This is a genomic window from Providencia sp. PROV261 (genome assembly GCF_028477945.1).
GTDB lineage: Bacteria > Pseudomonadota > Gammaproteobacteria > Enterobacterales > Enterobacteriaceae > Providencia > Providencia stuartii.
This window is the reverse complement of record NZ_JAMPMC010000010.1, coordinates 40,999-66,087: the sequence shown is the minus strand read 5'-3', so window position 1 is coordinate 66,087 and position 25,089 is coordinate 40,999. Positions and strand designations below refer to the sequence as shown.

23 protein-coding genes and 1 tRNA gene are annotated in these 25,089 nt (G+C 39.1%); 14 read left to right on the top strand and 10 right to left on the bottom strand.

Annotated elements, in window-relative coordinates; translation table 11 throughout:
- Positions 1–816, bottom strand: a complete 816-nt coding sequence (gene xthA, locus PR675_RS06190) for an exodeoxyribonuclease III (protein ID WP_004920298.1) — start codon at positions 814–816, stop codon at positions 1–3.
- A 461-nt stretch (positions 817–1,277) separates the two neighbouring features.
- Between xthA and PR675_RS06185 the strand changes: the two genes are divergently transcribed.
- Positions 1,278–2,153 (top strand): LysR family transcriptional regulator, encoded by an 876-nt coding sequence (locus PR675_RS06185; protein WP_041705365.1) that lies wholly within the window; start codon positions 1,278–1,280, stop codon positions 2,151–2,153.
- Position 2,154: 1 nt separating this feature from the next.
- On the opposite strand, the gene PR675_RS06180 is transcribed toward PR675_RS06185, so the two are convergent.
- The 3 genes from PR675_RS06180 to PR675_RS06170 all read right to left on the bottom strand — a co-directional run bounded on the left by PR675_RS06180 (position 2,155) and on the right by PR675_RS06170 (position 3,906).
- Positions 2,155–2,239, bottom strand: a tRNA-Tyr gene (locus PR675_RS06180).
- Positions 2,240–2,378: 139 nt separating this feature from the next.
- Positions 2,379–3,227, bottom strand: a complete 849-nt coding sequence (purU, locus tag PR675_RS06175) for a formyltetrahydrofolate deformylase (RefSeq protein WP_272582705.1) — start codon at positions 3,225–3,227, stop codon at positions 2,379–2,381.
- 199 nt (positions 3,228–3,426) lie between these two features.
- Positions 3,427–3,906 (bottom strand): YchJ family protein, encoded by a 480-nt coding sequence (locus tag PR675_RS06170; protein WP_014656068.1) that lies wholly within the window; start codon positions 3,904–3,906, stop codon positions 3,427–3,429.
- A 130-nt stretch (positions 3,907–4,036) separates the two neighbouring features.
- Here PR675_RS06170 and rssB point away from each other — a divergent pair, with 130 nt between their 5' ends.
- Complete coding sequence (gene rssB / locus PR675_RS06165; RefSeq protein ID WP_014656067.1) at positions 4,037–5,035, top strand: two-component system response regulator RssB; 999 nt, start codon at positions 4,037–4,039, stop codon at positions 5,033–5,035.
- A gap of 171 nt (positions 5,036–5,206) precedes the next feature.
- A complete protein-coding gene (gene galU / locus PR675_RS06160) occupies positions 5,207–6,136 on the top strand; it encodes a UTP--glucose-1-phosphate uridylyltransferase GalU (RefSeq protein WP_169342231.1) in 930 nt (309 codons plus the stop codon).
- Between the two features lie 435 nt (positions 6,137–6,571).
- On the opposite strand, the gene PR675_RS06155 is transcribed toward galU, so the two are convergent.
- On the bottom strand, positions 6,572–6,982 hold the full coding sequence (locus PR675_RS06155; RefSeq protein ID WP_004920278.1) for an H-NS family histone-like protein: 411 nt from the start codon (positions 6,980–6,982) through the stop codon (positions 6,572–6,574).
- A gap of 555 nt (positions 6,983–7,537) precedes the next feature.
- Between PR675_RS06155 and PR675_RS06150 the strand changes: the two genes are divergently transcribed.
- Positions 7,538–8,167 carry a thymidine kinase gene (locus tag PR675_RS06150; protein WP_060561052.1) on the top strand — a complete coding sequence of 210 codons (630 nt, stop codon included), beginning with the start codon at positions 7,538–7,540 and terminating at the stop codon, positions 8,165–8,167.
- A gap of 158 nt (positions 8,168–8,325) precedes the next feature.
- Here the strand turns inward: PR675_RS06150 and adhE are convergent, their stop codons facing one another.
- Positions 8,326–10,986, bottom strand: coding sequence for a bifunctional acetaldehyde-CoA/alcohol dehydrogenase (adhE, locus tag PR675_RS06145; RefSeq protein WP_004920270.1), 2,661 nt, complete (start codon positions 10,984–10,986; stop codon positions 8,326–8,328).
- Positions 10,987–11,480: 494 nt separating this feature from the next.
- Here adhE and PR675_RS06140 point away from each other — a divergent pair, with 494 nt between their 5' ends.
- The 7 genes from PR675_RS06140 (at position 11,481) to oppF (ending at position 20,025) form a co-directional block, all read left to right on the top strand.
- Positions 11,481–12,125 carry a YchE family NAAT transporter gene (locus PR675_RS06140; protein WP_014656065.1) on the top strand — a complete coding sequence of 215 codons (645 nt, stop codon included), beginning with the start codon at positions 11,481–11,483 and terminating at the stop codon, positions 12,123–12,125.
- 631 nt (positions 12,126–12,756) lie between these two features.
- Positions 12,757–14,370, top strand: coding sequence for an ABC transporter substrate-binding protein (locus PR675_RS06135; RefSeq protein ID WP_036940383.1), 1,614 nt, complete (start codon positions 12,757–12,759; stop codon positions 14,368–14,370).
- 92 nt (positions 14,371–14,462) lie between these two features.
- The gene (gene oppA, locus PR675_RS06130; protein ID WP_014656063.1) at positions 14,463–16,103 is read left to right on the top strand and encodes an oligopeptide ABC transporter substrate-binding protein OppA; all 1,641 of its coding nucleotides are present in this window, start codon (positions 14,463–14,465) and stop codon (positions 16,101–16,103) included.
- Between the two features lie 78 nt (positions 16,104–16,181).
- Positions 16,182–17,102, top strand: a complete 921-nt coding sequence (gene oppB, locus PR675_RS06125; protein ID WP_004920256.1) for an oligopeptide ABC transporter permease OppB — start codon at positions 16,182–16,184, stop codon at positions 17,100–17,102.
- A gap of 15 nt (positions 17,103–17,117) precedes the next feature.
- Positions 17,118–18,026, top strand: a complete 909-nt coding sequence (gene oppC / locus PR675_RS06120) for an oligopeptide ABC transporter permease OppC (protein ID WP_014656062.1) — start codon at positions 17,118–17,120, stop codon at positions 18,024–18,026.
- A gap of 11 nt (positions 18,027–18,037) precedes the next feature.
- A complete protein-coding gene (locus tag PR675_RS06115) occupies positions 18,038–19,027 on the top strand; it encodes an ABC transporter ATP-binding protein (RefSeq protein WP_004920252.1) in 990 nt (329 codons plus the stop codon).
- Complete coding sequence (gene oppF, locus PR675_RS06110; RefSeq protein ID WP_004920250.1) at positions 19,024–20,025, top strand: murein tripeptide/oligopeptide ABC transporter ATP binding protein OppF; 1,002 nt, start codon at positions 19,024–19,026, stop codon at positions 20,023–20,025. Before PR675_RS06115 ends, oppF begins: the two co-directional genes overlap by 4 nt.
- A 188-nt stretch (positions 20,026–20,213) precedes the next feature.
- On the opposite strand, the gene PR675_RS06105 is transcribed toward oppF, so the two are convergent.
- Complete coding sequence (locus tag PR675_RS06105; RefSeq protein WP_040133201.1) at positions 20,214–20,546, bottom strand: HI1450 family dsDNA-mimic protein; 333 nt, start codon at positions 20,544–20,546, stop codon at positions 20,214–20,216.
- Between the two features lie 21 nt (positions 20,547–20,567).
- Positions 20,568–22,028, bottom strand: coding sequence for a cardiolipin synthase (gene cls, locus PR675_RS06100; protein WP_060561051.1), 1,461 nt, complete (start codon positions 22,026–22,028; stop codon positions 20,568–20,570).
- Between the two features lie 316 nt (positions 22,029–22,344).
- Between cls and PR675_RS06095 the strand changes: the two genes are divergently transcribed.
- Both PR675_RS06095 and PR675_RS06090 read left to right on the top strand, forming a co-directional pair.
- The gene (locus PR675_RS06095; RefSeq protein ID WP_004920240.1) at positions 22,345–22,518 is read left to right on the top strand and encodes a YciY family protein; all 174 of its coding nucleotides are present in this window, start codon (positions 22,345–22,347) and stop codon (positions 22,516–22,518) included.
- A gap of 125 nt (positions 22,519–22,643) precedes the next feature.
- The gene (locus PR675_RS06090; protein ID WP_004920238.1) at positions 22,644–23,381 is read left to right on the top strand and encodes a TonB family protein; all 738 of its coding nucleotides are present in this window, start codon (positions 22,644–22,646) and stop codon (positions 23,379–23,381) included.
- A gap of 89 nt (positions 23,382–23,470) precedes the next feature.
- Here the strand turns inward: PR675_RS06090 and yciA are convergent, their stop codons facing one another.
- Positions 23,471–23,887, bottom strand: coding sequence for an acyl-CoA thioester hydrolase YciA (yciA, locus tag PR675_RS06085; protein ID WP_004920237.1), 417 nt, complete (start codon positions 23,885–23,887; stop codon positions 23,471–23,473).
- 288 nt (positions 23,888–24,175) lie between these two features.
- Here yciA and PR675_RS06080 point away from each other — a divergent pair, with 288 nt between their 5' ends.
- Positions 24,176–24,370, top strand: a complete 195-nt coding sequence (locus PR675_RS06080) for a YqaE/Pmp3 family membrane protein (RefSeq protein ID WP_004920230.1) — start codon at positions 24,176–24,178, stop codon at positions 24,368–24,370.
- A gap of 43 nt (positions 24,371–24,413) precedes the next feature.
- Here the strand turns inward: PR675_RS06080 and PR675_RS06075 are convergent, their stop codons facing one another.
- On the bottom strand, positions 24,414–24,989 hold the full coding sequence (locus tag PR675_RS06075; RefSeq protein WP_060561050.1) for a septation protein A: 576 nt from the start codon (positions 24,987–24,989) through the stop codon (positions 24,414–24,416).
- Positions 24,990–25,089 lie beyond the last annotated feature (100 nt).

The window sequence follows — 25,089 nt, the reverse complement described above, 5'->3', positions numbered from 1 at the left end:
TTAGCCTTTGGTTAAATCAAACTCGGCCCAAACGGGGGCATGATCTGAAGGTTTTTCCATTCCCCGTATTTCGTAGTCAATCCCTGTTGCCACACAACGTGTAGAAAGAGCCGTAGACGCTAAGAGTAAATCTATACGTAAGCCTCTGTTATCATCAAAACCTTTTGAACGGTAGTCAAACCACGAGTAACAATCATCCACGTCAGGGTTCATTGCGCGATAAGTATCGACAAGCCCCCAATTTAGCAGTCGTTCCATCCATGCGCGCTCTTCGGGTAAAAATGAGCATTTACCTGTTTTTAGCCAGCGTTTACGGTTCGCTTCGCCAATACCAATATCCAGATCAGTTGGACTAATATTCATATCACCCATGATCAATAGCTGTGATTGAGGGGTCTGGGTTGATGTAATATAGTCTTGTAAGTCTTGGTAAAATTTCTCTTTAGCAGGGAATTTTACTGGGTGTTCACGGCTTTCGCCTTGAGGAAAATAGCCATTTACGACAGTTAATAAACCATGATTGGTTTCAATATCTGCCATGATGATCCGGCGTTGTGCATCATCATCGTCGGTAGGAAAGCCTTTTCGAACTGCAACAGGCTTATTTTTAGTCAGGAGAGCGACGCCATAGTGTGCTTTTTGACCATGATAAAATACATGATAGCCTAACTTGCTAACGTCATCGTAAGGAAACATTTCGTCGTGAACTTTGGTTTCCTGTAGACCTATCACCTCTGGCTGATGCTTATCAATGATAGCTGCCAATTGGTGTGGGCGAGCACGGAGGCCATTTATGTTGAAAGAGATAAATTTCATGGTCTTTTATCACCTATTAGATTTTTGTCTGTACATCGAGATTCTAACAGATGATGACTAGACTGTAACTATTAAATAACTATTTAAATATAAATTGAATTATGCTTAATGAATATTTATAGCTCTAATTATAATCGTAATGTTTTATCTTAAAATTTAAATAAGATTATTAGTTATACAATTAATGAAAAATATGTTCACTGATTTCAAATTGGTGATTTATATTTAATGTGATTTAATAGTCGAGTCATAAAAAATAATGAAATGAAACAGTATAATATATTGCTTTGCATTGTTGGAAAATATAAAAATAGTTTTATGAAAAATTGTTACTCATTCAATGAAAAATTAAATTAAAATTTTCATCTGATATGTCAAGTGATGGGCTATTCAACATATTGTTTTTAATGATTAATAATGTTGAATTTTGCATGTTTAATAAACAGAATGGGGTCATAGATATGTTCTTTTCAAGAAAATTAGAGGCATTTATGGCAGTTGTTGAAAATGGCTCATTAAGTAAGGCTGCTAGGGTAATGAACCGAACGACGCCACCAATTGCTAAGTCAATTAAAGACTTTGAAACAAGCTTAGGAAAACGCCTATTTAAACGAGAAAAGTTTGGTATGACTTTAACTAAGGATGGTCAAGAGTTATATAATGACTTACGTGATCTTTACTTACAAGAGAAGGAAATAACTAAGAAACATTTTACAGGTTATATTGTCAATGAAGCCAATATTTATTATGACTGGGGGAAAGAAAATTTTCTTATTCACCTTTATCAGGCAGCAAATAAAAATAATGTTCAAATTAATATATTGAGGTTTAATTATGAGGAGGTTGATGAAATTGTTGATTACGATGGTAATACGGTTATTTTAAGTTCTCAACCTGTCGTCAGTGAGCGTTTTTCCTTACAAAGAAAAATAGAGAATGCATCATTAGGGATTTATTGTCGTAATGAATTATATGAAAAATATCATTACAATATTATGGCGCTATTAAGGCAATGCACATGGCTGTGTGATCCTGCATTTTATAAGAGCAGTTTAATGGGGGAGCTGCTTAATCAGGTTGAACTAGAAGGTAATAAGGCCAGTATTCGGCAAATGGATAATATTGGTAACTGCCAGAGTTTTCTTCAAGTTGGTGATTTTATTGCAATTATCGATTACTACCCTGAAAATGACGTGAATGATAAGTTGCTTAACTATATTCCGTTAAATTCAATTATTGAGGATTGCTGCTGCTATGTTTATAAGTCTAAGTCACACTCTAGTGTGTTAAATCGATTTATAGACACAATTGATACTTTAGGTGAAGGGAACGCTTGAATGGTGGTGGGAGAAGGATTCGAACCTTCGAAGTCTGTGACGGCAGATTTACAGTCTGCTCCCTTTGGCCGCTTGGGTATCCCACCAGATTTTGAGTTGCTGTATTCGTTGACAGCGGGCGGCATCATATCAAATGACGCGCCCCTGTAAAGTATTAATTTTTTAAAAGCTGTTCAAATGCTGTTTTTTTGCGCTTCATGCATATTTAAACAGCAAATATTCGTATTACAAGATAATAGTACGGTTTCCGTAAACAAAAACACGTTGAGCTAATACCCAATATAATGCGTGGCTAAGGACATTTTTTTCAACATCCCTACCTGCGCGCATCATATCATCGGCTGTGAAGGTGTGGTCTACATTAATAACGTTTTGCGTAATGATAGGGCCTTCATCAAGATTATCATTAACAAAATGAGCCGTCGCACCAATGATCTTAACGCCCCGTTCATATGCCTGATGATATGGACGGGCACCAATGAATGCAGGCAAGAATGAATGGTGAATATTAATGATTTGGTTCGGATAATGCTGTACAAACGCTGGGGTTAATACACGCATGTATTTTGCTAAGACCACATAATCAGGCTGATATTGGTCAATTTGCGCAATCATTTTTTCATCATGCTGTTCACGCGTTAGACCTTCATGGCTAATATGGTGGAAAGGAATACCGAATTGTTCGACAAGGCCTTTCAATGTGTCATGGTTACCGATAACCGCCGCAATTTCTACATCTAAACCATCGTATGCACTCTTCATCAATAAGTCACCTAGACAGTGAGCTTCCTTGGTGACCATAACGACAATACGGCGACGGCCTGATGAATTTAATTCACGTTTTGAATCTGCCGGTAGGGCGTCATCGAGATCAGCGAGTAGGGTTTCATCATTAAAAATCCCCTCAAGCTCTGTACGCATAAAGAAGCGACCAGTGCGGTGATCAACAAATTCATTATTCTGTACGATATTGAGCTGGTGTTTGTAACAAATATTGGTGATTTTTGCGATCAAGCCTTTTGCATCAGGACAAATGGTGCGAAGGACTTTTTTTTGTACATTCTTTTGTTGCATGGAAGTGTCTGATCCTTAACTTACAAAGCTTACATACTCATCATACTTCAAGTGACTGTAAATAGCGCAAACAGGGCTTGCATCTATCCGATAAATAGATGTTTTCGCGCATCGTTTTAGCAGTAGCTTGAAGGGCTTAGAGCGCACATAAGCAAACGATACATTATGCATTTCCGTTACGATGGGTAAAACATGACCACTAATGATTGTTACAGCATTTTTTGAATTTTTTGCCGGAACCACATGGACATAGATCATTTCGACCTGTTTTAGGTGTAATACCATCTATGTAATACCAACGTTTTTCTATACGCAGAAAACGGGAACGTTCATGAATAAGCTGTTTATGATCAGCTTTTTCATCAATAAAGCAAGTTGAAAATTCCACATAACCTTCATCGCTATTTTTAGCATAAGAAGAACTAATGACACGAAGAGAAAGCCATTGTGTCTGTAAGAAGCTTTGTTCTATTTCTTCACGCCAGTTATTGGCATGACAATCAGGATGCCAAGTTGCGATAAGGTAATCGGCATTTTTTGTCACATAAGCACTATAGCGAGAGCGCATCAATTGCTCGGGTGTTTCAGGGATTGCCTGATTATCGAGATAAGGTTGGCAGCATTGGCTAAAAGGGAGTGAATTGCCACAAAAACAACAGTTGTTTAGGGATTGTTCCATCTTCTACTCTATAAAAATAAGTATAAGGTATAAAAATAACTATACTTTAAAAATGACAGTACAATGATTTTGTCATATGAATAATAGTATTGGTAGTAAATAACCGATGAAAGCTAGAAGTAGGTTAAATATGAAAAATAAAAAGATACTCATCGTTGAAGATGAAAAAGTTTTTCGTTCAATGTTAGAAGGGTACTTACATGCTCAGGGGATGCAAGTCTTTGTCGCGGATAATGGTCAGAGTGCATTAATACGTCTCACCGAAGAAAACCTTAACCCTGATGTGATTTTGTGTGACTTGAATATGCCTGTCATGAGTGGTGAAGATTTTATGGCAGAGTTAGTCACACGAAATATTCACATCCCTGTTATTGTCATCTCTGCAACAACAGATTTCACGCAGCTTGACCGTATGCTACGGTTAGGTGCAAAAGATGCTTTATTGAAACCAATAAAAAATTTAGAGGAGTTGAAAGTTACTATTCAGAGTAACCTGTATCCTGAGCAATACAACGATCAAGTTGTTAATAGGTTACAACCCACACTGATAAACTATGATAACCAAGATATCACGCCAGTGTTAAAGCAATTGCAGCCACCTATAAATCAAGTGATTAATGGCTATCGCGTTAATTACCGTCAATTAAATGAAATTAACCGGTTTGGGCTACTTCTTGATCTCGCACCAATATCAGATACTCAAATTGGTTTTTATTGCCTTGATATAGAACGCTCTCCACAGGAGGGAATTATGGCAGCGTTCTTGATCCGTGTTGTATTTAACGATTTATTAAAAAATGCGGTAAGTTTTCCAGATAAAAAACTACCTAATATCGATAAAATTATTAATCAAATAAATTATTTATTAGAGGATTCCGGGTTTAGTGGGCAATTTCCGATATTACTGGGGTACTTCAATACGCGTAATAAAGCGATTATTCTGGCTAGTGGAGGGTTAGAAGCGGAAGTTGCAACAGAGAATGCTCAATATAGCTTATCTAGGAGTGTTCCATTGGGAACTTTAAAACATCAACCCTCCAATCATCTCGATGTACGAGGGACATTTTGGCAATGTCGAATTTGGAATAACCACCAAAATATTAAATTAATGTTTAATCCTGAATCTTAAGTTTTGTTTAAATTTACTCCAGTAAGTGTCATATTGGCTCTAATTAGGGCTTTGTACTATTTATCCAAAAATTATTCCTGTTATACTGCCTCGCACTAAAAACGCACCTTTATTACCGTTGATTATATAAAGAGTTTGGGTGCTTAGGAGAATTCTGGAGTTATGACTAAAATGACAAATAGAAAGGTACGCAAGGCAGTAATCCCTGTCGCAGGTCTTGGCACTCGTATGTTACCCGCGACTAAAGCAATTCCCAAAGAGATGTTACCACTCGTTGATAAACCTTTAATTCAGTATGTTGTTAATGAGTGTATCGCTGCTGGTATTAATGAAATTGTTTTAGTGACTCATTCATCAAAAAACTCGATTGAAAACCACTTCGATACGAGTTTCGAGCTTGAGGCAATTTTAGAAGCTCGTGTTAAGCGTCAATTACTCGATGAAGTGCAATCTATCTGCCCAAGTCACGTAACTATCATGCAAACGCGTCAAGGTATTGCTAAAGGCCTAGGTCATGCGATTTTATGTGCTAAGCCTCTTGTGGGTAATGAGCCTTTTGCGGTTATTCTGCCCGATGTTATTTTAGATCGTTATAGCACCGATTTAACCAAGTTTAATTTGAGCGAAATGCTGGCCCATTTTGAAGAAACGGGAGCAAGCCAAATTTTGGTTGAGCCTGTTCCTGAAGATGAAGTTTCTAATTATGGGATTGTAGATTGTAATGGTGCAACGTTGCTTCCTGGTGAAAGCAAACCGATTAGCCGCATGGTAGAAAAACCGAAGAAAGAAGAAGCACCATCAAATCTGTCGATTGTTGGCCGCTATGTATTATCGGAAAAAATTTGGGATGCACTAGCAAAAACAGCACCAGGGGCAGGGGATGAAATTCAATTAACCGATGCTATTGCGATTATGATGGAAAATAAGTCTCCTGTAGAGGCGTACCATCTATGTGGTAAAAGTCATGACTGTGGTAATAAGCTAGGTTATATGAAGGCATTCGTAGAATATGGTATGCAACATGATTCATTAGGGGAAGATTTTTCTGAGTGGATCCAAACCATATCGAATAAATTGAACAGTTCTAAAGCAGAAAAATAAACAGTTTCTTCTTATGATGATTTATAAAAGCTAACTCTAGATGTTAGCTTTTTTTGTTTGTGCGCCTTGTAGCTTTTCAATAGTTAAGTATCAATTAATGTAAATTATTGCTTAATTTAATTTACGTATTTAGAAGAAAAATACATCAATTTTTTTTGTATCGTATAAGTTTTATTATTCAATCGTATGCTTAAAAAGTTTGAGTAGGATTACATAACTTTACTTTTAGCGATGGCTTAAATTTAAATAATATTAATAAATGACTAGCAGATAAAAGGATGACTAAAACGAGCGAAAGAGGATTGCTTATCCTTGGAGCAGGAGGGGATTAACAATTTAATGGCTAATAGCGGCATAAGTGATAATAAAACTTAAACGTAGGATAAAAAAAACACCCTTATATAAGGGTGTTTTTGGGGAATAAGGTTATGGATCTTAGATTAGGAAATCGTCTAAAGATTTACCTTGTTCTTCAATGGCGGTTTTGATAACTGCTGGGGTACGACCCTGGCCAGTCCAAGTTTTAGTTTCGCCATTTTCATCAACGTATTTATATTTAGCTGGGCGAGCAGCACGTTTAGCACGAGTGCTTGAGCCTTTACCTGTATCTAAAATTTGAACCAGTTCGTTCAGATCAATACCTTGCTCTTCTGCCATTTGACGGAAGTTTTCTAGCTTACGGTTCTTTTCTTCTTGCTCTGCACGAACTTGATTTTCTTCTTCACGACGTTCTTCAACAACGACAGTTAATTTTTCCAGCATTTCTTCCAGTGATTCTAAAGCAATTTCTCTTGCTTGAGCACGAAGAGTACGGATGTTATTTAATGCTTTTAAAGATTCGCTCATTTTCCTGGTCTCAAATTTAATTGTTGGCCTGTGTACACTAATAATAGAATGCTATTTTATTTTCTGCAATAGCTAATTTGCACTATTAGTTTAAAAGTTATCTTTAGTAAAAGCAATTTTTTTACAAAAGAAATATTAACTTTTCACTGATATATATATACCACTATTATCAATATCCAAACTAATGAAAAACGGATTCAATTAGCTGGAAATTTTTTTGATTATAATTTGAAGGGCGCATCGAGAATACGTCAGGTTATTAGTGGCATGATAATGAAGCAAATAAGAGAGACTAAACGTAAATTTTCTTTTTTTGATACAGTAAATTAGTACTATGTTTTAGGGAGCACGCTATATTTTTACCAATGATAGTTCGATATTTTACCTGTTTTAAGAGGGAAAAGAGTGATTACTATTGGTAAGCTTTAGCAAAATCAATGGCGATATCTCTATTTGATGCCTGTATTTTTAAGTGCTTCCAGATGATGACTGTTAATCTAATGACATGTTTTATGGTAAAATTATCTTGTTTATTAATTTAGAGGAACTAGGCTGATGGCTCAGCTATATTTTTACTATTCTGCGATGAATGCAGGGAAATCGACATCCTTGTTGCAATCTTCTTATAACTATAATGAGCGGGGGATGCGTACGCTGATTTTCACGGCAGAAATCGATAATCGCTTTGCGCAGGGTAAAGTTTCATCGCGTATTGGGTTGTCTGCAGATGCACTTTTATTTACGCCAACCACAAATATGGCGGAAGTCATTAAAAATGAAAATAGCACAAAAAAGGTACATTGTGTCTTAATTGATGAGTGTCAATTTTTAACAAAACAGCAAGTTGAAGAGTTATGCTATATTGTCGATAACAGTGATATACCTGTTTTATGCTATGGGCTGAGAACTGATTTTTCAGGTGAACTATTTGTTGGAAGCCAATATTTATTAGCTTGGGCTGATAAATTAGTTGAATTAAAAACCGTGTGTTATTGCGGCCGTAAGGCCAATAAAGTATTAAGGATAGGGAGTGATGGTATTCCTCTTTATGAAGGGGCACAGGTCGATATAGGCGGTAATGAGAAGTATATTTCTGTCTGCCGTAAGCATTATACAGAAGCCATCGAACAGGCTAAGTTAATGAACCAAGGCATTATTCCCAAAAAAACGATTCACTTTAATTAATTGCGTATAACAATTAAAAGTAGATTTAAGTTAATCGTGTAATAGGGAAAGTCACTTTCCCATAAAAATTATAAGGATAATAATCATTTATTATCCTTATTAAAAAAGAGAGGCACTGAGTTTTAAATCAGTGCCTCTCTTATTAATTAGCTACCTAACTATTTTTTTGAACTTTTCTTTTCCACTTTTGCTGCTGTTGCTGTGGATGTTTGTTCAGTGAATTCGCGTCCATAATAGGAATCCAGTAATAGCTGTTTCAATTCAGAAATTAATGGATAGCGAGGGTTTGCACCGGTACATTGGTCGTCAAATGCATCCTCAGAGAGCTTATCAACGCGTGCTAAGAAGTCTGCTTCAGGCACACCCGCTTCACGTATGGATTTAGGGATACCTAAATCTGCTTTGATTTCCTCAAGCCATGCTAATAGTTTTTCAATTTTAGCATCGGTACGGTCGCTAGATTTTGTTAAACCTAAATGATCGGCTATTTCAGCATAACGGCGTCGTGCTTGTGGACGGTCATATTGGCTAAATGCCGTTTGTTTAGTTGGGTTATCGTTAGCATTATAACGAACGACGTTACTAATTAATAAGGCATTCGCTAATCCATGTGGTATGTGGAACTCAGAGCCTAATTTATGGGCCATTGAGTGACAAACCCCTAAGAATGCGTTTGCAAATGCAATCCCAGCGATGGTTGCAGCGTTATGGACACGCTCTCTTGCAACAGGATTGGTTGCCCCTTCATGATAACTCGTCGGTAGGTACTCTTTTAATAAGCTAAGCGCTTGTAATGCTTGACCATCAGAGTATTCATTCGCTAATACAGAAACATAGGCTTCCATCGCATGAGTCACAGCATCCAGACCACCAAATGCGGTCAGTGATTTCGGCATATTCATCACAAGGTTTGCATCGACGATAGCCATATTTGGAGTCAGTGCATAGTCCGCTAATGGGTATTTTTGACCTGTTTTATCATCCGTTACCACTGCAAATGGGGTAACTTCAGAGCCTGTTCCTGAGGTCGTTGTAATCGCAACTAATTTTGCTTTCACTCCCATTTTAGGGAAACGGTGAATACGTTTACGGATATCCATAAAGCGTAGTGCTAATTCTTCAAAATGCGTTTCTGGATGTTCGTACATAACCCACATAATTTTGGCCGCGTCCATTGGGGAGCCACCACCTAATGCAATAATGACATCAGGTTTAAAGGCGTTCATTTGAGCGGCACCTTTACGGACGACCGTTAATGTAGGATCAGCTTCAACCTCAAAGAAAACGTCGGTTTCAATATGATGTTTTTTCAGTACATTTACCACTTCTTCAACATAGCCATTGTTAAATAAATAGCCATCAGTGACGATAAATGCACGTTTTGCGCCATCCGTTGCGATCTCTTCAAGTGCAATAGGGAGACAACCGCGACGGAAATAGATTGAGTTAGGAAGTTTATGCCACAACATATTTTCAGCTCTTTTCGCCACGGTTTTAGTATTGATCAAATGTTTTGGTCCAACGTTTTCAGAGATTGAGTTACCACCCCATGAACCGCAACCAAGTGTGAGAGAAGGCGCTAATTTAAAGTTATAGAGGTCACCGATACCCCCTTGTGAAGCGGGCGTATTAATGAGGATACGCGCGGTTTTCATTTTGACGCCGAAGTAATTAACACGTTCAGCTTGGTTATCTTGGTCTGTATATAGACAAGAGGTGTGACCGATACCCCCCATTTCGACTAATTGCTCGGCTTTGTCTACAGCCTCTTCAAAGTTTTTAGCGCGATACATGGCGAGGAGTGGCGATAATTTTTCGTGGGCAAATGGCTCTGAATCTGCAATCACCTTGACTTCGCCAATAAGTATTTTCGTGGTTACAGGTACAGTAACACCGGCCATTTCAGCGATTTTATATGCAGTTTGACCAACAATTGCTGCGTTCAGACTACCATTTTTCAAAATAACATCTTGAACGGCTTTAAGCTCTTTACCTTGCAGTATATAGCCACCGTGGGTCGCGAAGCGTTCACGAACCTGATTATAAATTTCATCGACGACAACAACGGATTGCTCGGATGCACAGATGACGCCATTATCGAAGGTTTTTGACATCAAGATAGACGCCACAGCACGTTTGATATCGGCCGTTTCATCGATAACAACCGGTGTATTACCTGCGCCTACACCAATAGCAGGTTTACCGGAGCTGTATGCCGCTTTCACCATACCAGGACCACCTGTTGCTAAAATCAGGTTGATATCCTCGTGATGCATCAATGCATTAGATAATTCGACCGATGGTGCATCGATCCAACCGATAATATCTTTTGGTGCACCAGCTTCGATAGCTGCTTTAAGAACAATTTCTGCCGCTTTATTGGTTGCATTTTTAGCGCGAGGGTGCGGAGAAAAAATAATTGCATTACGCGTTTTTAAACTAATTAAAGATTTAAAAATGGCGGTTGAGGTTGGGTTAGTGGTTGGAACGATACCACAGATAATACCGATAGGTTCAGCGATAGTAATTGTTCCAAAAGTTGGGTCTTCAGAAAGCACACCACAGGTTTTTTCGTCTTTATAGGCATTATAAATATATTCAGAGGCAAAGTGATTTTTGATCACCTTATCTTCAACAATACCCATACCTGATTCTTCTACAGCAAGTTTAGCGAGTGGGATCCGTGCGTCTGCTGCTGCAAGCGCTGCTGCGCGGAAAATGCGGTCAACTTGCTCTTGAGAGAAGTTAGCGAATTCACGCTGAGCTTTTTTGACACGAGCAACGAGGTCATTGAGTTCGGTAACATTAGTTACTGACATAGAGATTACTCCTGATAAATGTTAAACTTTTTAAGCCAATGAGCAGTGCTTCTTGAAACATTAAAACGCTAAAAACTGAGTAGATAAATTATAGTTTATATTTATTAACATATTTTATTTATCCGCTTATTGGCTTAAAAAGCTTTTAGTACAAGGTGAAAAGCGTACTTTTCTTAAATTAACTCCCTCTATCAGTTAAGAATAGATTAGCATTATTTGTGTTTATTGATGTGATCCAGATCACAAAAATTCAAAGCTGACTCCTTTCAGCAAGCCTATTTTGAGGGAATGCATGTTTTTTGTTGAAATTAGACACAATATTTTTTGATAACGAATAAAAAGAGCTAAAAAATCATATTATTTGCATGAAGTTTAAGCGAATAACTAACAGTAACCGCTAAAATAAAACTTAGCAGAATCTATTTTATTTATTTAGTGATAAACTTTAACTATCTGTGATTTTCTTAAATCTGATTATTTAAAGGTGCTGATGCGTGAGTGCAGGATTACTTGATTTATCAGGCTATATAAAATTTTTTATTGGTCTTTTCGCGTTAGTAAACCCAGTGGGAATTCTGCCTGTGTTTATTAGCATGACTAATTATCAAAGTAGCGCTGGGCGTAACAAAACAAATACGATAGCGAATACTTCTGTCGCTATCATTTTATGTACATCATTATTAATCGGCGATTCAATTCTGCAAGTATTTGGTATTTCTATCGATTCATTCCGCATTGCGGGTGGAATATTAATTGTAACGATTGCAATGTCGATGATCAGTGGGAAAATCGGTGAAGACAAACAAAATAAACAAGAGAAAACAGAAACAGCAGTGCGAGATAGTATCGGGGTAGTACCACTTGCATTACCGCTAATGGCAGGACCGGGGGCAATTAGCTCTTGTATCGTTTGGTCATCTCGGTGGCATGGTTGGCAAAACTTTATCGGTCTGGCGCTGACAAGTATTGTGTTTGCATTTTGCTGTTGGTTACTGTTCCGCTCGGCATCATTGCTTGTTCGCTACTTAGGGCAAACAGGGATTAACGTGGTGACGCGAATTATGGGACTGCTTCTGATGTCTCTGGGGATAGAGTTTATTGTTACGGGGGTTAAAGCAATATTTCCCGGTCTTCTATAATCATTTTTTGACATACTAATTCTCTTGCTCATAGATCACTATTATATGGTGATCTATAAGTGTCTATTACATTAGTAATAATATTCCGATTAAAAAAACGCCAAACAAATAAACACCATTATCGTTTTTTACCTTATAGGTATCACTAATAAAAAATGATGGTGTTATTCTATTAAATGATAGTCATAAATAGATTATCTTTTGCCTGCTAATCTGCTGTTATTTTGTGCTGATTTCAATTCCCTTTTCTTATAATAATATGTCGCATTTTTTGCTAAATAAGGCATAAAAAGTAAGGAAATGTGAGCCAAGTAAATTTTTGCGCTATTTAATTTATTCAATGTTAATGATATGTTTAAACAAGTCTCAATTGCGCGAATAGATGAATAACAGAATAATCATCTATTTATACAATAAAATCATAACGCTTTTAGTTTAACACAGGCTTGTCTAGTTTGCGGGTGATTACACAATTTTAACATTTTGCAACAAAAATGTGAGAGGCCAAAAGTGGATTATTAAAACTAATCCAAAGGGAAATACTCTAAGTTTCAGGGTATGACGCGAAACAAAATAACCAGATAGGATGCTGAAGTTTGTTGTAGCAACCAAATAACCGTTGAGGGTGATAATGAATTTTTTTACCAAGAGTTTGTATTCACTACCTATATTTTTAGTTGCATTACACACTAATGCAGATCCAGTGTCTGCGTCGATTAAGCAAGCGATTACCATTAATAACGGCACAGAGGTTTCGTCATTAGACCCCCATAAAGTCGAAGGGATCCCTGAGAGCAATATTATTCTTAATCTTCTTGAAGGGCTCGTTTATACGGATGTGGATGGTAAGGTGACACCCGGTGTTGCCGAAAGTTGGACTAATGATAATTATACTACATGGGTGTTTACTCTCAGAGATAATGCCAAGTGGAGCGATGGTACACCAGTGACTGCACAAGACTTTGTGTATAGCTGGCAGCGGTTAGCCGACCCTAAAACAGGCTCTCCTTACTCAAGTTACTTGCAAAATGCCTATATTGAGAATGCTTCTGAAATTTTAAAAGGTAAAAAGCCAATTGAGTCTCTTGGTGTGAAAGCGTTGGATGAGAAACATTTGCAAGTCACGTTGACCCATCCAGTACCTTATTTTATCGATATGCTTAATCACACGGCGATGAAGCCCGTAAACAGAAAGGCGATTGAAAAATATGGCGATAAATGGACTCAGCCCAAAAATTTTATCGGCAATGGAGCCTATGTATTAGATAAATGGGTTGTCAATGAACGGATTGTTTTGAAGCGTAATCCACAGTATTGGAATAATCAAAACAGTAAAATTGATGAAGCGACATTTTTAGCTATTTCTTCAGAAGTGAGTGATGTAAACCGTTATCGTAGCGGTGAAATTGATATCAGTAATTCAGCAATTCCGCCTGTTCTTTATAAAAAAATGCAAATAGAACGACCGAACGAATTATATATTCGTCCTTACCTATGTACGTTCTACTACGAGATTAATAATAGCAAACCACCATTTACCGATCCGAGAGTGCGAGAGGCGATAAAGCTCGGGTTAGATAGGGAAACCATTACGAATAAAATAATGGCACAAGGGCAAATTGTTGCTTATGGTTTTACACCTACTTTCATTAATAATGGCGATTTTTCCCCACCAGAGTGGGCAAATTGGAGTAATGAAAAACGCTACCAGCGTGCAAAGGCTCTTTTGGAAGAAGCGGGTTACAATGCGCAAAATCCACTGAAATTCTCACTTCTGTATAACACATCCGATCAAAATAAACAGCAGGCTATCGTCGCAGCTTCAATGTGGAAAAAAAATATTGGGGCCGAGGTAAGTTTACAAAATCAAGAATGGAAGACGTCGTTACAGAGTCGCCATGATGGTAACTATGATGTTGTGCGTGCGACTTGGTGCGCTGATTATAATGAACCATCGGCATTTTTAAATATTATGTCGTCAGATAGCAGTAATAACACCGCATTTTATAAAAACTCAAAATTCGATGCTTTGTTAGAAAAGGCATTGAGCGCGCCAGATGACGCCAGTCGTAAACAAATCTATCAGCAGGCGGAAGCACTACTCGATCAAGATTCAGCGATTATTCCCGTCTATTATCGGGTCAGTGTGCGTTTAATTAAACCTTCGGTTGGTGGATTCAAAGGAAAAGACCCTCTTGATAATATGGATATTAAACGGTTATATATAAATCAAGATAATAAATAGTAATTAAATAATTAAAAAAACAGTTTACCGAATGGGTAAACATATTAATCCACAATGTCACCATAATATATGGTATGGGAGTAACGGATAAAATGAGTAAACACATTCATAAAACCATGATTGCTTTAGGTGTTGCCGCTGGATTGATGACAGGGGGGATAGCGAGCAGCTTTGCCGCTACAGTGCCTGCTGGTGTTGAACTTGCAGAAAAACAAACGTTAGTCCGTAATAATGGCTCTGAACCTCAATCCCTAGATCCACATAAAATTGAAGGTGTTCCTGAATCGGCTTTAGCGCGTGATCTCTTTGAAGGTTTAACGGTCGTAGGTCCTAATGGTGAAATCTTACCTGGCTCAGCTGTAAGTTGGGAAAATAAAGATTTTAAAGAGTGGACGTTTAAAATTCGTGAAGGGGCTAAATGGTCAAACGGTGACCCTGTAACAGCACAAGACTTCGTTTATAGTTTCCAACGTATCGTTGACCCTGATACCGCTTCTCCTTATGCGAGCTATCTACAATATGCACACATTAAGAATGTCGATGATATTATTACCGGAAAGAAAAAACCCGAAGAGCTGGGTGTTAAAGCATTAGATGATCATACTCTTGTGCTGGAGTTAAGTGAGGCGGTTCCTTATATCCCCAAATTGATGATCCACTCATCAATGTCACCGGTTAATAAAAAAGTGGTTGAGAAATATGGCGCTAAATGGACGCAACCACAAAACTTTGTAGGCAATGGTGCTTATAAACTAAAAGATTGGACCGTTAACGAACGTATCGTTCTTGAGCGTAGTCCAACATATTGGGATAACGCTAATACCATTATCGATCAAGTGACCTACCTGCCGATTTCTTCAGAGGTGACTGACGTTAACCGCTACCGCAGCGGTGAAATTGATATGACCTATAGCAATTTACCAATTGAGCAATTTAAGAGCCTACAAAAAAGCATGCCTAATGAGTTACGCGTGAACCCATATCTGTGCATTTATTACTACGAAATTAATAACGAAAAACCGCCATTTAATGACCCTCGAGTCAGAGAGGCATTGAAGCTATCAATGGATAGGGATGTGATCACCTATAAAGTGAAGGCTCAAGGGGATATTCCGGCATATGGTTTCACACCGCCATTTACCAGTGGCATGAAAACTGAAAAACCGGATTGGTATACCAACATGACGCAAGAGCAACGCAATGAAAAAGCGAAACAGCTACTTGAAGAGGCTGGTTATAATAAATCAAATCCGTTGAAATTTAACCTGCTGTATAACACCTCCGATTTACATAAACGTATTGCCATTGCTGCATCATCAATGTGGAAGAAAAATATCGGCGCAGAAGTGAAATTGGAAAACCAAGAGTGGAAAACCTTCTTAGATAGCCGACACCAAGGTGCTTATGATGTCGCACGTGCAGGATGGTGTGCTGACTATAATGAACCGTCTTCCTTCCTCAATATGTTACTGTCTAATAGTAGTAATAATACGGTTCACTATAAGAACAAAGAATTTGATGCGGTGATGAAGCAGACTTTGCAAGTAAAAACAGATGAAGAACGTTCTGATTTGTACAATAAAGCAGAAAAAATCCTAGATAAAGACTCCGCTGTTGTGCCTCTTTATTACTATGTTAATACTCGTTTAGTTAAGCCGTATGTAGGTGGGTATACAGGAAAAGACCCGCTAGACAACCTGCATACAAAAGACCTTTATATTATCAAGCACTAACAATAATAATCCGGCTCTTCGGAGCCGGATAACAATATGATTATTGGTCCGACTAAGCAACGGAAGTAGGAAAGGGCAATGTTAAAATTTATTTTACGGCGTTTACTTGAAGCGATCCCGACACTTTTTATTCTTATTACAATTTCATTTTTTATGATGCGTTTAGCACCAGGCAGCCCTTTTACGGGGGAACGTAAATTACCACCTGAAGTTATGGCAAATATTGAAGCGAAATACCATCTGAATGACCCTATGTATAAACAGTATTTCAGCTATTTAGTTCAATTATCTAAAGGTGACTTTGGTCCATCATTTAAATATAAAGACTACAGCGTTAACGACTTAGTGGCAAAAGCCTTCCCAGTGTCTGCGAAATTAGGTGCAACTGCTTTTATCGTCGCCGTCTTCTTTGGTGTGACAGCGGGGGTTATTGCCGCATTGAATCAAAATAGCAAATGGGATTTTACAGTCATGGGGTTCGCCATGACGGGGGTTGTCATCCCAAGCTTTGTTGTGGCACCGTTATTGGTGCTGATATTCGCCATTCATTTGAAATGGCTCCCCGGTGGTGGCTGGGATGGTGGTAACCTCAAACATATGATTTTGCCGATGGTGGCATTATCACTAGCTTATATTGCAAGTATTTCGCGTATTACGCGTGGCTCCATGATTGAAATCATGCACTCCAACTTTATTCGTACAGCACGCGCAAAAGGCTTACCACTGCGTACGATCATTTTACGACATGCCTTAAAACCAGCATTACTCCCTGTGCTTTCTTATATGGGGCCTGCTTTTGTGGGGATTATTACGGGTTCGATGGTTATTGAAACTATCTTTGGTTTACCAGGTATAGGGCAATTGTTTGTTAATGGCGCGTTAAACCGTGATTACTCTTTGGTGCTTAGCCTAACAATCTTAGTTGGCGTATTAACGATTACCTTTAACGCTATTGTCGATGTGCTGTATGCCGTTATCGACCCGAAAATTCGCTATTAGTCCGGAGAGAACGCTATGTTATTAAATCAAAAAAATAGTGAAGCTCTGGAAAAGCTTTCTGAGCAATTAGATATTGAAGGGCGCAGTTTATGGCAGGATGCACGACGTCGGTTTATGCATAACCGAGCGGCAATTTTTAGCCTCTTTATCCTATTTTTGATCACCTTATTTGTCATCTTTGCACCCATGTTATCTCCCTTTTTATATGATGATACTGATTGGGAAATGATGTCGATGCCTCCTGATTTGGCAAGTGGTCACTATTTTGGCACCGACGCCTCTGGCCGTGATCTTTTGGTGAGGGTAGCGATTGGTGGACGAATTTCTCTGATGGTAGGGGTGGCTGCTGCATTGGTTGCTGTGGTTGTTGGTACCTTATATGGCTCTATTGCAGGTTATGTTGGCGGGAAAGTGGACTCCATCATGATGCGTTTGTTGGAGATCTTAAACTCATTTCCATTTATGTTTTTTGTGATCTTGTTGGTAACACTCTTCGGTACAAATATCTTATTGATATTTGTTGCGATAGGGATGGTTTCTTGGCTGGATATGGCGCGTATCGTTCGTGGGCAAACTTTAGGACTGAAACGCAAAGAGTTTATTGAGGCTGCTTTAGTTTGTGGGGTGAGTACGCGTCATATTATTTTGCGCCATATCGTTCCTAATGTATTAGGTGTGGTTGTGGTGTATGCGTCATTACTGGTGCCAAGTATGATCCTATTTGAATCATTTTTAAGCTTTCTAGGGTTAGGGACACAAGAGCCGCTTAGTAGCTGGGGAGCGTTATTGAGTGATGGGGCAAACTCAATGGAAGTGACGCCATGGCTATTACTGATCCCCGCGGGTTTTCTAGTAGTAACTCTGTTTTGTTTTAACTTTATCGGCGATGGTTTACGTGATGCCCTCGACCCGAAAGACCGTTAGAGGGAGCTATTATGTCTAATATTCAATCATCTAACCCTCTCTTGAGTGTAAAAGATCTCAATGTGACCTTTTCAACTCCTGATGGTGATGTCACCGCAGTCAACAAGTTGAATTTTGAACTACGTGCTGGCGAAACACTGGGTATTGTCGGTGAGTCAGGCTCAGGAAAATCACAAACAGCATTTGCATTAATGGGGCTGTTAGCGCGTAACGGCAAAATAGGTGGCTCAGCGATATTTAACGGACGTGAAATTTTAAATTTAAAAGAAAAAGCGTTAAATAAGATGCGTGCGGAAGAAATCTCTATCATCTTCCAAGACCCGATGACTTCTCTCAATCCATATTTAAAGATTGGCACACAATTATCTGAAGTGTTAATGCTACATAAAGGGATGAGTAAGCAAGAGGCATTTGAGGAGTCTGTTCGCATGTTGGATGCCGTTAAAATGCCAGAAGCACGTAAACGAATGAATATGTATCCCCATGAGTTTTCTGGGGGGATGCGTCAACGGGTTATGATTGCGATGGCGTTATTGTGTCAGCCTAAGTTATTGATTGCCGATGAGCCAACAACCGCGTTAGATGTCACGGTTCAAGCACAAATCATGACTCTGTTAAATGAACTGAAAAAAGAGTTTGATACCGCTATTATCTTGATCACCCATGACTTAGGGGTCGTCGCTGGCGTGTGTGACAAAGTGTTAGTGATGTATGCGGGGCGCACTATGGAGTATGGCTCAGCCCGAGATATTTTCTATCAACCCTCTCATCCTTATTCATTAGGGCTACTTGCCGCAGTGCCGCGTTTGGATGGCGATGATGAAAGCCTAGCGACCATAGCGGGTAACCCACCTAACTTATTGCGCTTACCAAAAGGCTGCCCATTCTCGCCACGTTGCCAATATGCGAATGCACAATGTATTGAACAAGAGCCTGAGCTGAATGCATTTTCAGCGGGTCGATTAAGAGCTTGCTTTAAGCCGGTGGAGGAGCTGGTATGACACAACATGAAAATAGGCCAGTTTTGCTCGAGGTCAATGATTTAAAAGTGCATTTCTCTATTCGAGATAAAAAACAGTGGTTCTGGCAGCCTGATAAAAGCTTAAAAGCTGTTGATGGCGTGACGTTACGTCTGTATGAAGGCGAAACATTAGGTGTTGTTGGGGAGTCAGGGTGCGGGAAATCAACTTTCGCACGTGCCATTATTGGCTTAGTAAAATCGACAGGCGGCTCTGTGAGCTGGCTGGGGAATAATTTATTAGGATTAAATGAAAAACAGTGGCGGGATATACGTAGCGATATTCAAATGATTTTCCAAGATCCTTTGGCATCGCTGAACCCTCGCATGACGATAGGCGACATTATTGCCGAGCCACTGAAAACGTATAATCCAAAAATGCCGCAATCTGAAGTGATCGAAAAGGTCAGAAAAATGATGATGCGGGTAGGGTTATTACCTAATCTGATTAACCGTTATCCCCATGAATTTTCAGGGGGGCAATGCCAGCGTATTGGGATAGCAAGGGCATTGATCCTTGAGCCTAAACTGGTCATTTGTGATGAGCCTGTCTCTGCACTTGATGTCTCTATTCAAGCGCAAGTCGTTAACTTATTACAAGAGCTTCAAAGGGAAATGGGCCTATCCTTAATATTTATTGCCCATGACCTCGCGGTCGTCAAACATATCTCTGACCGTGTATTAGTGATGTATTTGGGAAATGCCGTTGAATTAGGCACCTATGATGAAGTGTATAACAATCCACTTCATCCTTATACCAAAGCACTAATGTCTGCGGTACCCGTTCCTGATCCTGACAAGGAAAAAAATAAAACCATTGAATTACTTGAAGGGGAACTGCCGTCACCCATTAATCCGCCTTCAGGTTGTGTATTTAGAACTCGCTGTCCACTTGCTGATGAAGGCTGCGCTAAAACAAAACCTTTATTAGAAGGGAGCTTTAAACATGCGGTATCTTGTTTAAAAGTCGATCCACTATAACGGATTTGTATGCCTAGTTAGAATGCCAGTTAGTGATGCTAACTGGCATTTTTCTTGGGATCATTTATTGATATTGACCATAAAAATCGCGCCCTAACTTAAAAGCTAGGGCGCGTTTAGCGAATTTAAATTCACGATTACTTTTAATAGCAGGTTGCTATATCCTCATTGCGGCATGTTTAACGAAACTAGCGCTTCCATAAAATATGGTGAAAAGGTTGGGCTGGATGGCGGCTAATTAAAATGCGGGCAAAAATGTCAGCAATTTCATCGTCATCGGATTGCGCCAACCCAATAATCACTTCACTCAATGTATCTAAATCAAAATCAGGCTGAATAACATCCCGCCAATGTTGGCTGAGAGGAACAATTTCAGCCGCGCCACACTCTTCAAATTGCAATGCAAAAATAACTTGATCGGCTGGCTCTAAATTATCCATTGCTTGCTCAAGGAACAGGTCATAGGCTATCTCAATGATTTCATCTTCATCAATAAGTTTAATGGATTGTGGCTTAGTCATGACAGTTCCTAAAATAAAAAATTACAATAACGGGCTAAAGAAATAGCATAAACGTTCAACAACTCGGTTCCAGAAAGGCCGTTGCTCCCACTCTTCTATCTCAAGGCGTGTGGAACGTGCGATATAATCATATTGAACAAGAGTAAGGTCACTACCAAAGTTTTTATCATCAATCACAACAGTTATTTCAAAATTCAGCCATAAGCTTCGCATATCTAAGTTAACTGAACCAACGAGGCTTAGTTCACTATCGACCAGAACGCTCTTAGTGTGTAGCAGGCCATCTTCAAATTGATAAATTTTCACGCCAGCTTCAAGTAGTTCAGTATAAAACGAACGGCTTGCCCAGCGCACGAGAAATGAATCATTTTGCCTTGGCATAACAATACTCACATCAACTCCGCGCATGGCGGCAGTACAAATCGCGTGCAATAGATCATCACTCGGCACGAAATAAGGGGTCGTCATGATAAGCTGTTTGCGGGCAGAGAAAATAGCCGTCATCAGTGATTGTTGGATCAACTCATCAGGGAACCCTGGCCCAGATGCAATCATTTGAGTGGTGTGACCGTTAGCTTGCTCAAATGGCATAATATTCGTGTCTGGGGGGGGTGGCAAAATACGTTGCCCCGTTTCCATTTCCCAGTCAAAGGCGTAGACAATACCTAATGTCGTGCTGACAGGGCCTTCCATGCGCACAAGGATATCCACCCATTCACCGACCCCTGCATCCTGTTTAAAGTAGCGAGGGTCAACCATATTCATACTTCCAGTATATGAAATATAATTATCAATCACGATAATTTTGCGGTGCTGACGCAAGTCCATGCGGCGTAAGAAAAAACGCATTAAATTGACTTTTAAGGATTCGATAAACTCAATACCTGCCGCACGCATTTTATCGGGGTAATCGCTACGGAAGAAATGCCAGCTACCCGCCGAGTCAACCATAATACGGCATTTGACACCTCGCTTAGCGGCATTGAGTAGGGCTTCAGTGACACCATCTACCAATCCCCCGGGTTGCCAGATATAAAATACCATCTCGATTGAGTGCTGTGCATTATTGATATCATTGACAATCGATTTTAATGACTCTTCACAAGTGGTCATCAATTGAATTCGATTGCCTTTAACGCCAGCAATACCTTGCCGTTTCTCACACAATTGAAACAGTGGCTCGGCAACAGGACTATTTTCAGTGGCAAAAATGTGTTTAGAGTGACGTAAATTCTCGAGCCAAGTTGCCACAGAGGGCCACATCTGTTGCGCTTTATCAACCCGCCGTTTACCTAAATGCAACTCACCGAAGGCAATATAAGCAATGATACCGACCAATGGCAGAATGTAGATGATCAGTAACCAGGTCATCGCTGAAGTGACAGGGCGTCGTTTAACAAGGATTCGAACGGTAATTGCTGCAATGACTAGCCAATAGACGAAAAATAATAACCAGCTCAATAGCGTATACACAGTTGCCATAATCGATTACATGCCTCACAAATTGGAGAGTGTAAAAATAGTCAAAAAATGAAACAGATTTGATAAAAAATAAAAATTGATGCTAACACTGATAGAATTTAGCAAACATTCATCGTAAAAGCTTTGCTAAATCTTATAGATTAATGGTGAAAAAACAATTAATTCTATTTATAAGTTCCCCTTTAGCATCATGAACATCGTTATTCGAACGGTTTTTTTATCAAATGACAGGTATTTCTTGGCTAGCGTGACCAAAGGTCTATAATATTTTGCCAATTTCATACGTAGTTAAACTCAGTAATAAAAGGATAGAAAAATGAGACGTAGTAGGCATGAAGTTGGTCGCTGGCGGATGTTGAGACAATCATTACGTCGCCGTCGTCGCTGGCTTGAAGGGCACTCAAGGCGCAATATGACTATTTACGCGATAAGAAAATTTGATATCTACAAACGCCGTCGCTCCTTGCTATTTACCCAGTGGAGTGAGTGAAAAGATTGAGGTCCGGTTTCACAATTTTCGCTTTGAGTGACAAACCTTATTGAATATGATTGCTATTTGCATTTAAACTATCAGTCATATTCTTAAGGTTTAAAGTCGTAGGGTAGAAAATTCTTATGCGTTGGATCCGTTGGCCTCTTATTATTATCATTTCATTGTCTATTCACGCAGGGCTTGCTATGGCATGGATTTTCAATCAACCGAAAATGCCCCCTGTGGTGGAGCCAATAACGGTTGCCATGGTCTCGTTTGAATCAGATGAACCAGCGGAGGTGCCTGCCGCTGAACCTCAACCTGCACCCGAACCGGAACCTGAGCCAGAACCTGAACCCGAGCCGATTGTTGAGCCTGAGCCTGTTGTAAAACCTGCGATCGCGCTAGAAAAGAAACCTGAAGTTAAGAAAAAACCAAAACCTAAGAAAGAAGAAAAGCGTGAAATCAAAAAGGATGTTAAACCTGTTGAGAAACAGTTAGCGAAAAATGATCTGAAACCGTTATCTAATCTTAACGCAGGGGCACCTAAATCGAATACCAACGTCATGGCGAATAACAAAGGGGCAACGAACAGTGCTCAATCGTCAGAGCGTCGTGGCCCTAAAGCGCTACGCAAGCAGGCACCTGCATACCCAGACCGCGCTCGTCGCTTAGGTAAAGATGGCTATGTTAAAGTACGTTATGACATCACTGAAGATGGCCGCGTTACGAATATTGAATTTGTAGAATCTTCACCTAAAGGTTTATTTGAACGTGATGTAAAACGCGCGATGAACCGTTGGGTTTTTGAAAAACTTCCAGCAAAAGGTTATGTCACAGAAATCTACTTTAAAATTGATGGTACGGTGAGCCAAGTTTAAAGCAATAATCAAAATAGACCCTAAATAAAACCCCCATAACAGAGAGTGTTGTGGGGGTTTTATCGTTAAGGGCGATAGATATGCAGGCGCTATTCAGTGCTTTCTAACTGAAAATGCTGTTTCTCTTTTGGCAGTTCACGAGGTGTATTATCATCATTAACGGCAACATAGGTAAAAACGGCATCGGTTGCACGATAACGATGGCCTACAGGCTCCGTTGCCACTTTTTTAACCCATACTTCGATATTAATGGTAATGGAGCTTTTGCCCGTTTTTAAGCAACGAGCGTAACAACATACCACATCACCTACGGCGACGGGCTTTTGAAATTTAATACCATTCACCGCCACAGTAACCACACGACCCAGCGCGATCTCTTTGGCTAATATCGCGCCACCTATATCCATTTGAGACATTAGCCAGCCGCCAAAAATATCCCCATTTGCATTTGTATCGGCAGGCATAGCTAAAGTACGTAGAACTAATTCCCCGTTTGGTAATTGCATATCAAACTCTTTATCAAAATATAAAACGATTCAAATTCGTTTTTTATCATAAACTAGAATCAGAGTATTCGTCACGATGAATCATGTTTCGACGACTTCATTGCTGCCAAAAACAGCAAAGGGGAGCTTTAATTGTTTATTATGCAGGGTAAACCATAAACATAATCAATGTAATAGACTAAAAAAATGCAAAGAAACTGCAAGAAGTGTTTTTTATATTTCATATTGAAAGTTGACTGTCTACAATGGCGATATCCTAGGTTTTTAAGTCTGTAGTGGAGAGGTGACATGAGATTAATATTGGCAATTTTGCTACCGTGGCTGCAATTTTTTACTATTGGTCGCCCATTTGCAGGTATTATTTGTCTGATCTTACAAATTACTTTAATCGGTTGGCTTCCAGCAGCGATTTGGTCAGTGTATGCATTATCGCAATACAATACAGATAAGAAAATCGAACAAGCATTAGGTAAAGGACGTTAAAGACAAAAAAACCTGCTCTTGCAGGTTTTTTTATTGAATATGTTTATTTTTCTTCTTTAGTTTGTTCTGTTGGCTGCTCTCTAGGCTCTTTGGACATATTTTTATAAATATAAATCACACTGAGCACAGTAAAAATCAGAGTGCCAGCGGTTAAACCGAATACCTTAAAATTCATCCAAACATCTAAAGGCAACCAAAATGCGATATAAACATTCAGCGCAGCACATGCAATAAAGAAAATCACCCATGCACTATTTAACTTGACCCAAATGTTGTCTGGCAGCCTAATTTCTTGATTATTGCCTAACATACGTTGAATTAATGGTTTTTCAGTAAACCATTGGCTAATCAATAATGCCAGTGCAAACAGTGCATAGATAATGGTCACCTTCCACTTTATAAAAGAATCCGTGTGGAAAATAAGAGTGAGAGAAGCAAAAATCATCACAATCAGACAGGTGATTTTGGCCACTTTTTCGACGTGCTTATAAATTAAATAAGTTGCGAGTAACGCAAGAGGCGTCGCTACTAATAGAGCACCACTGGCATAATAGATACCATAAATTTTATAGACAATAAAAAATATCACCAGAGGGATAAAATCAATAAGTTGTTTCATAACCGTGGTTACCGAGGCCTTGCATAAAAAATAATGGGGTAGTTTAACTGATTTTTGCGCTAATTGTTAAAAATTTGCTTCTTTTTACCAATAAACATGC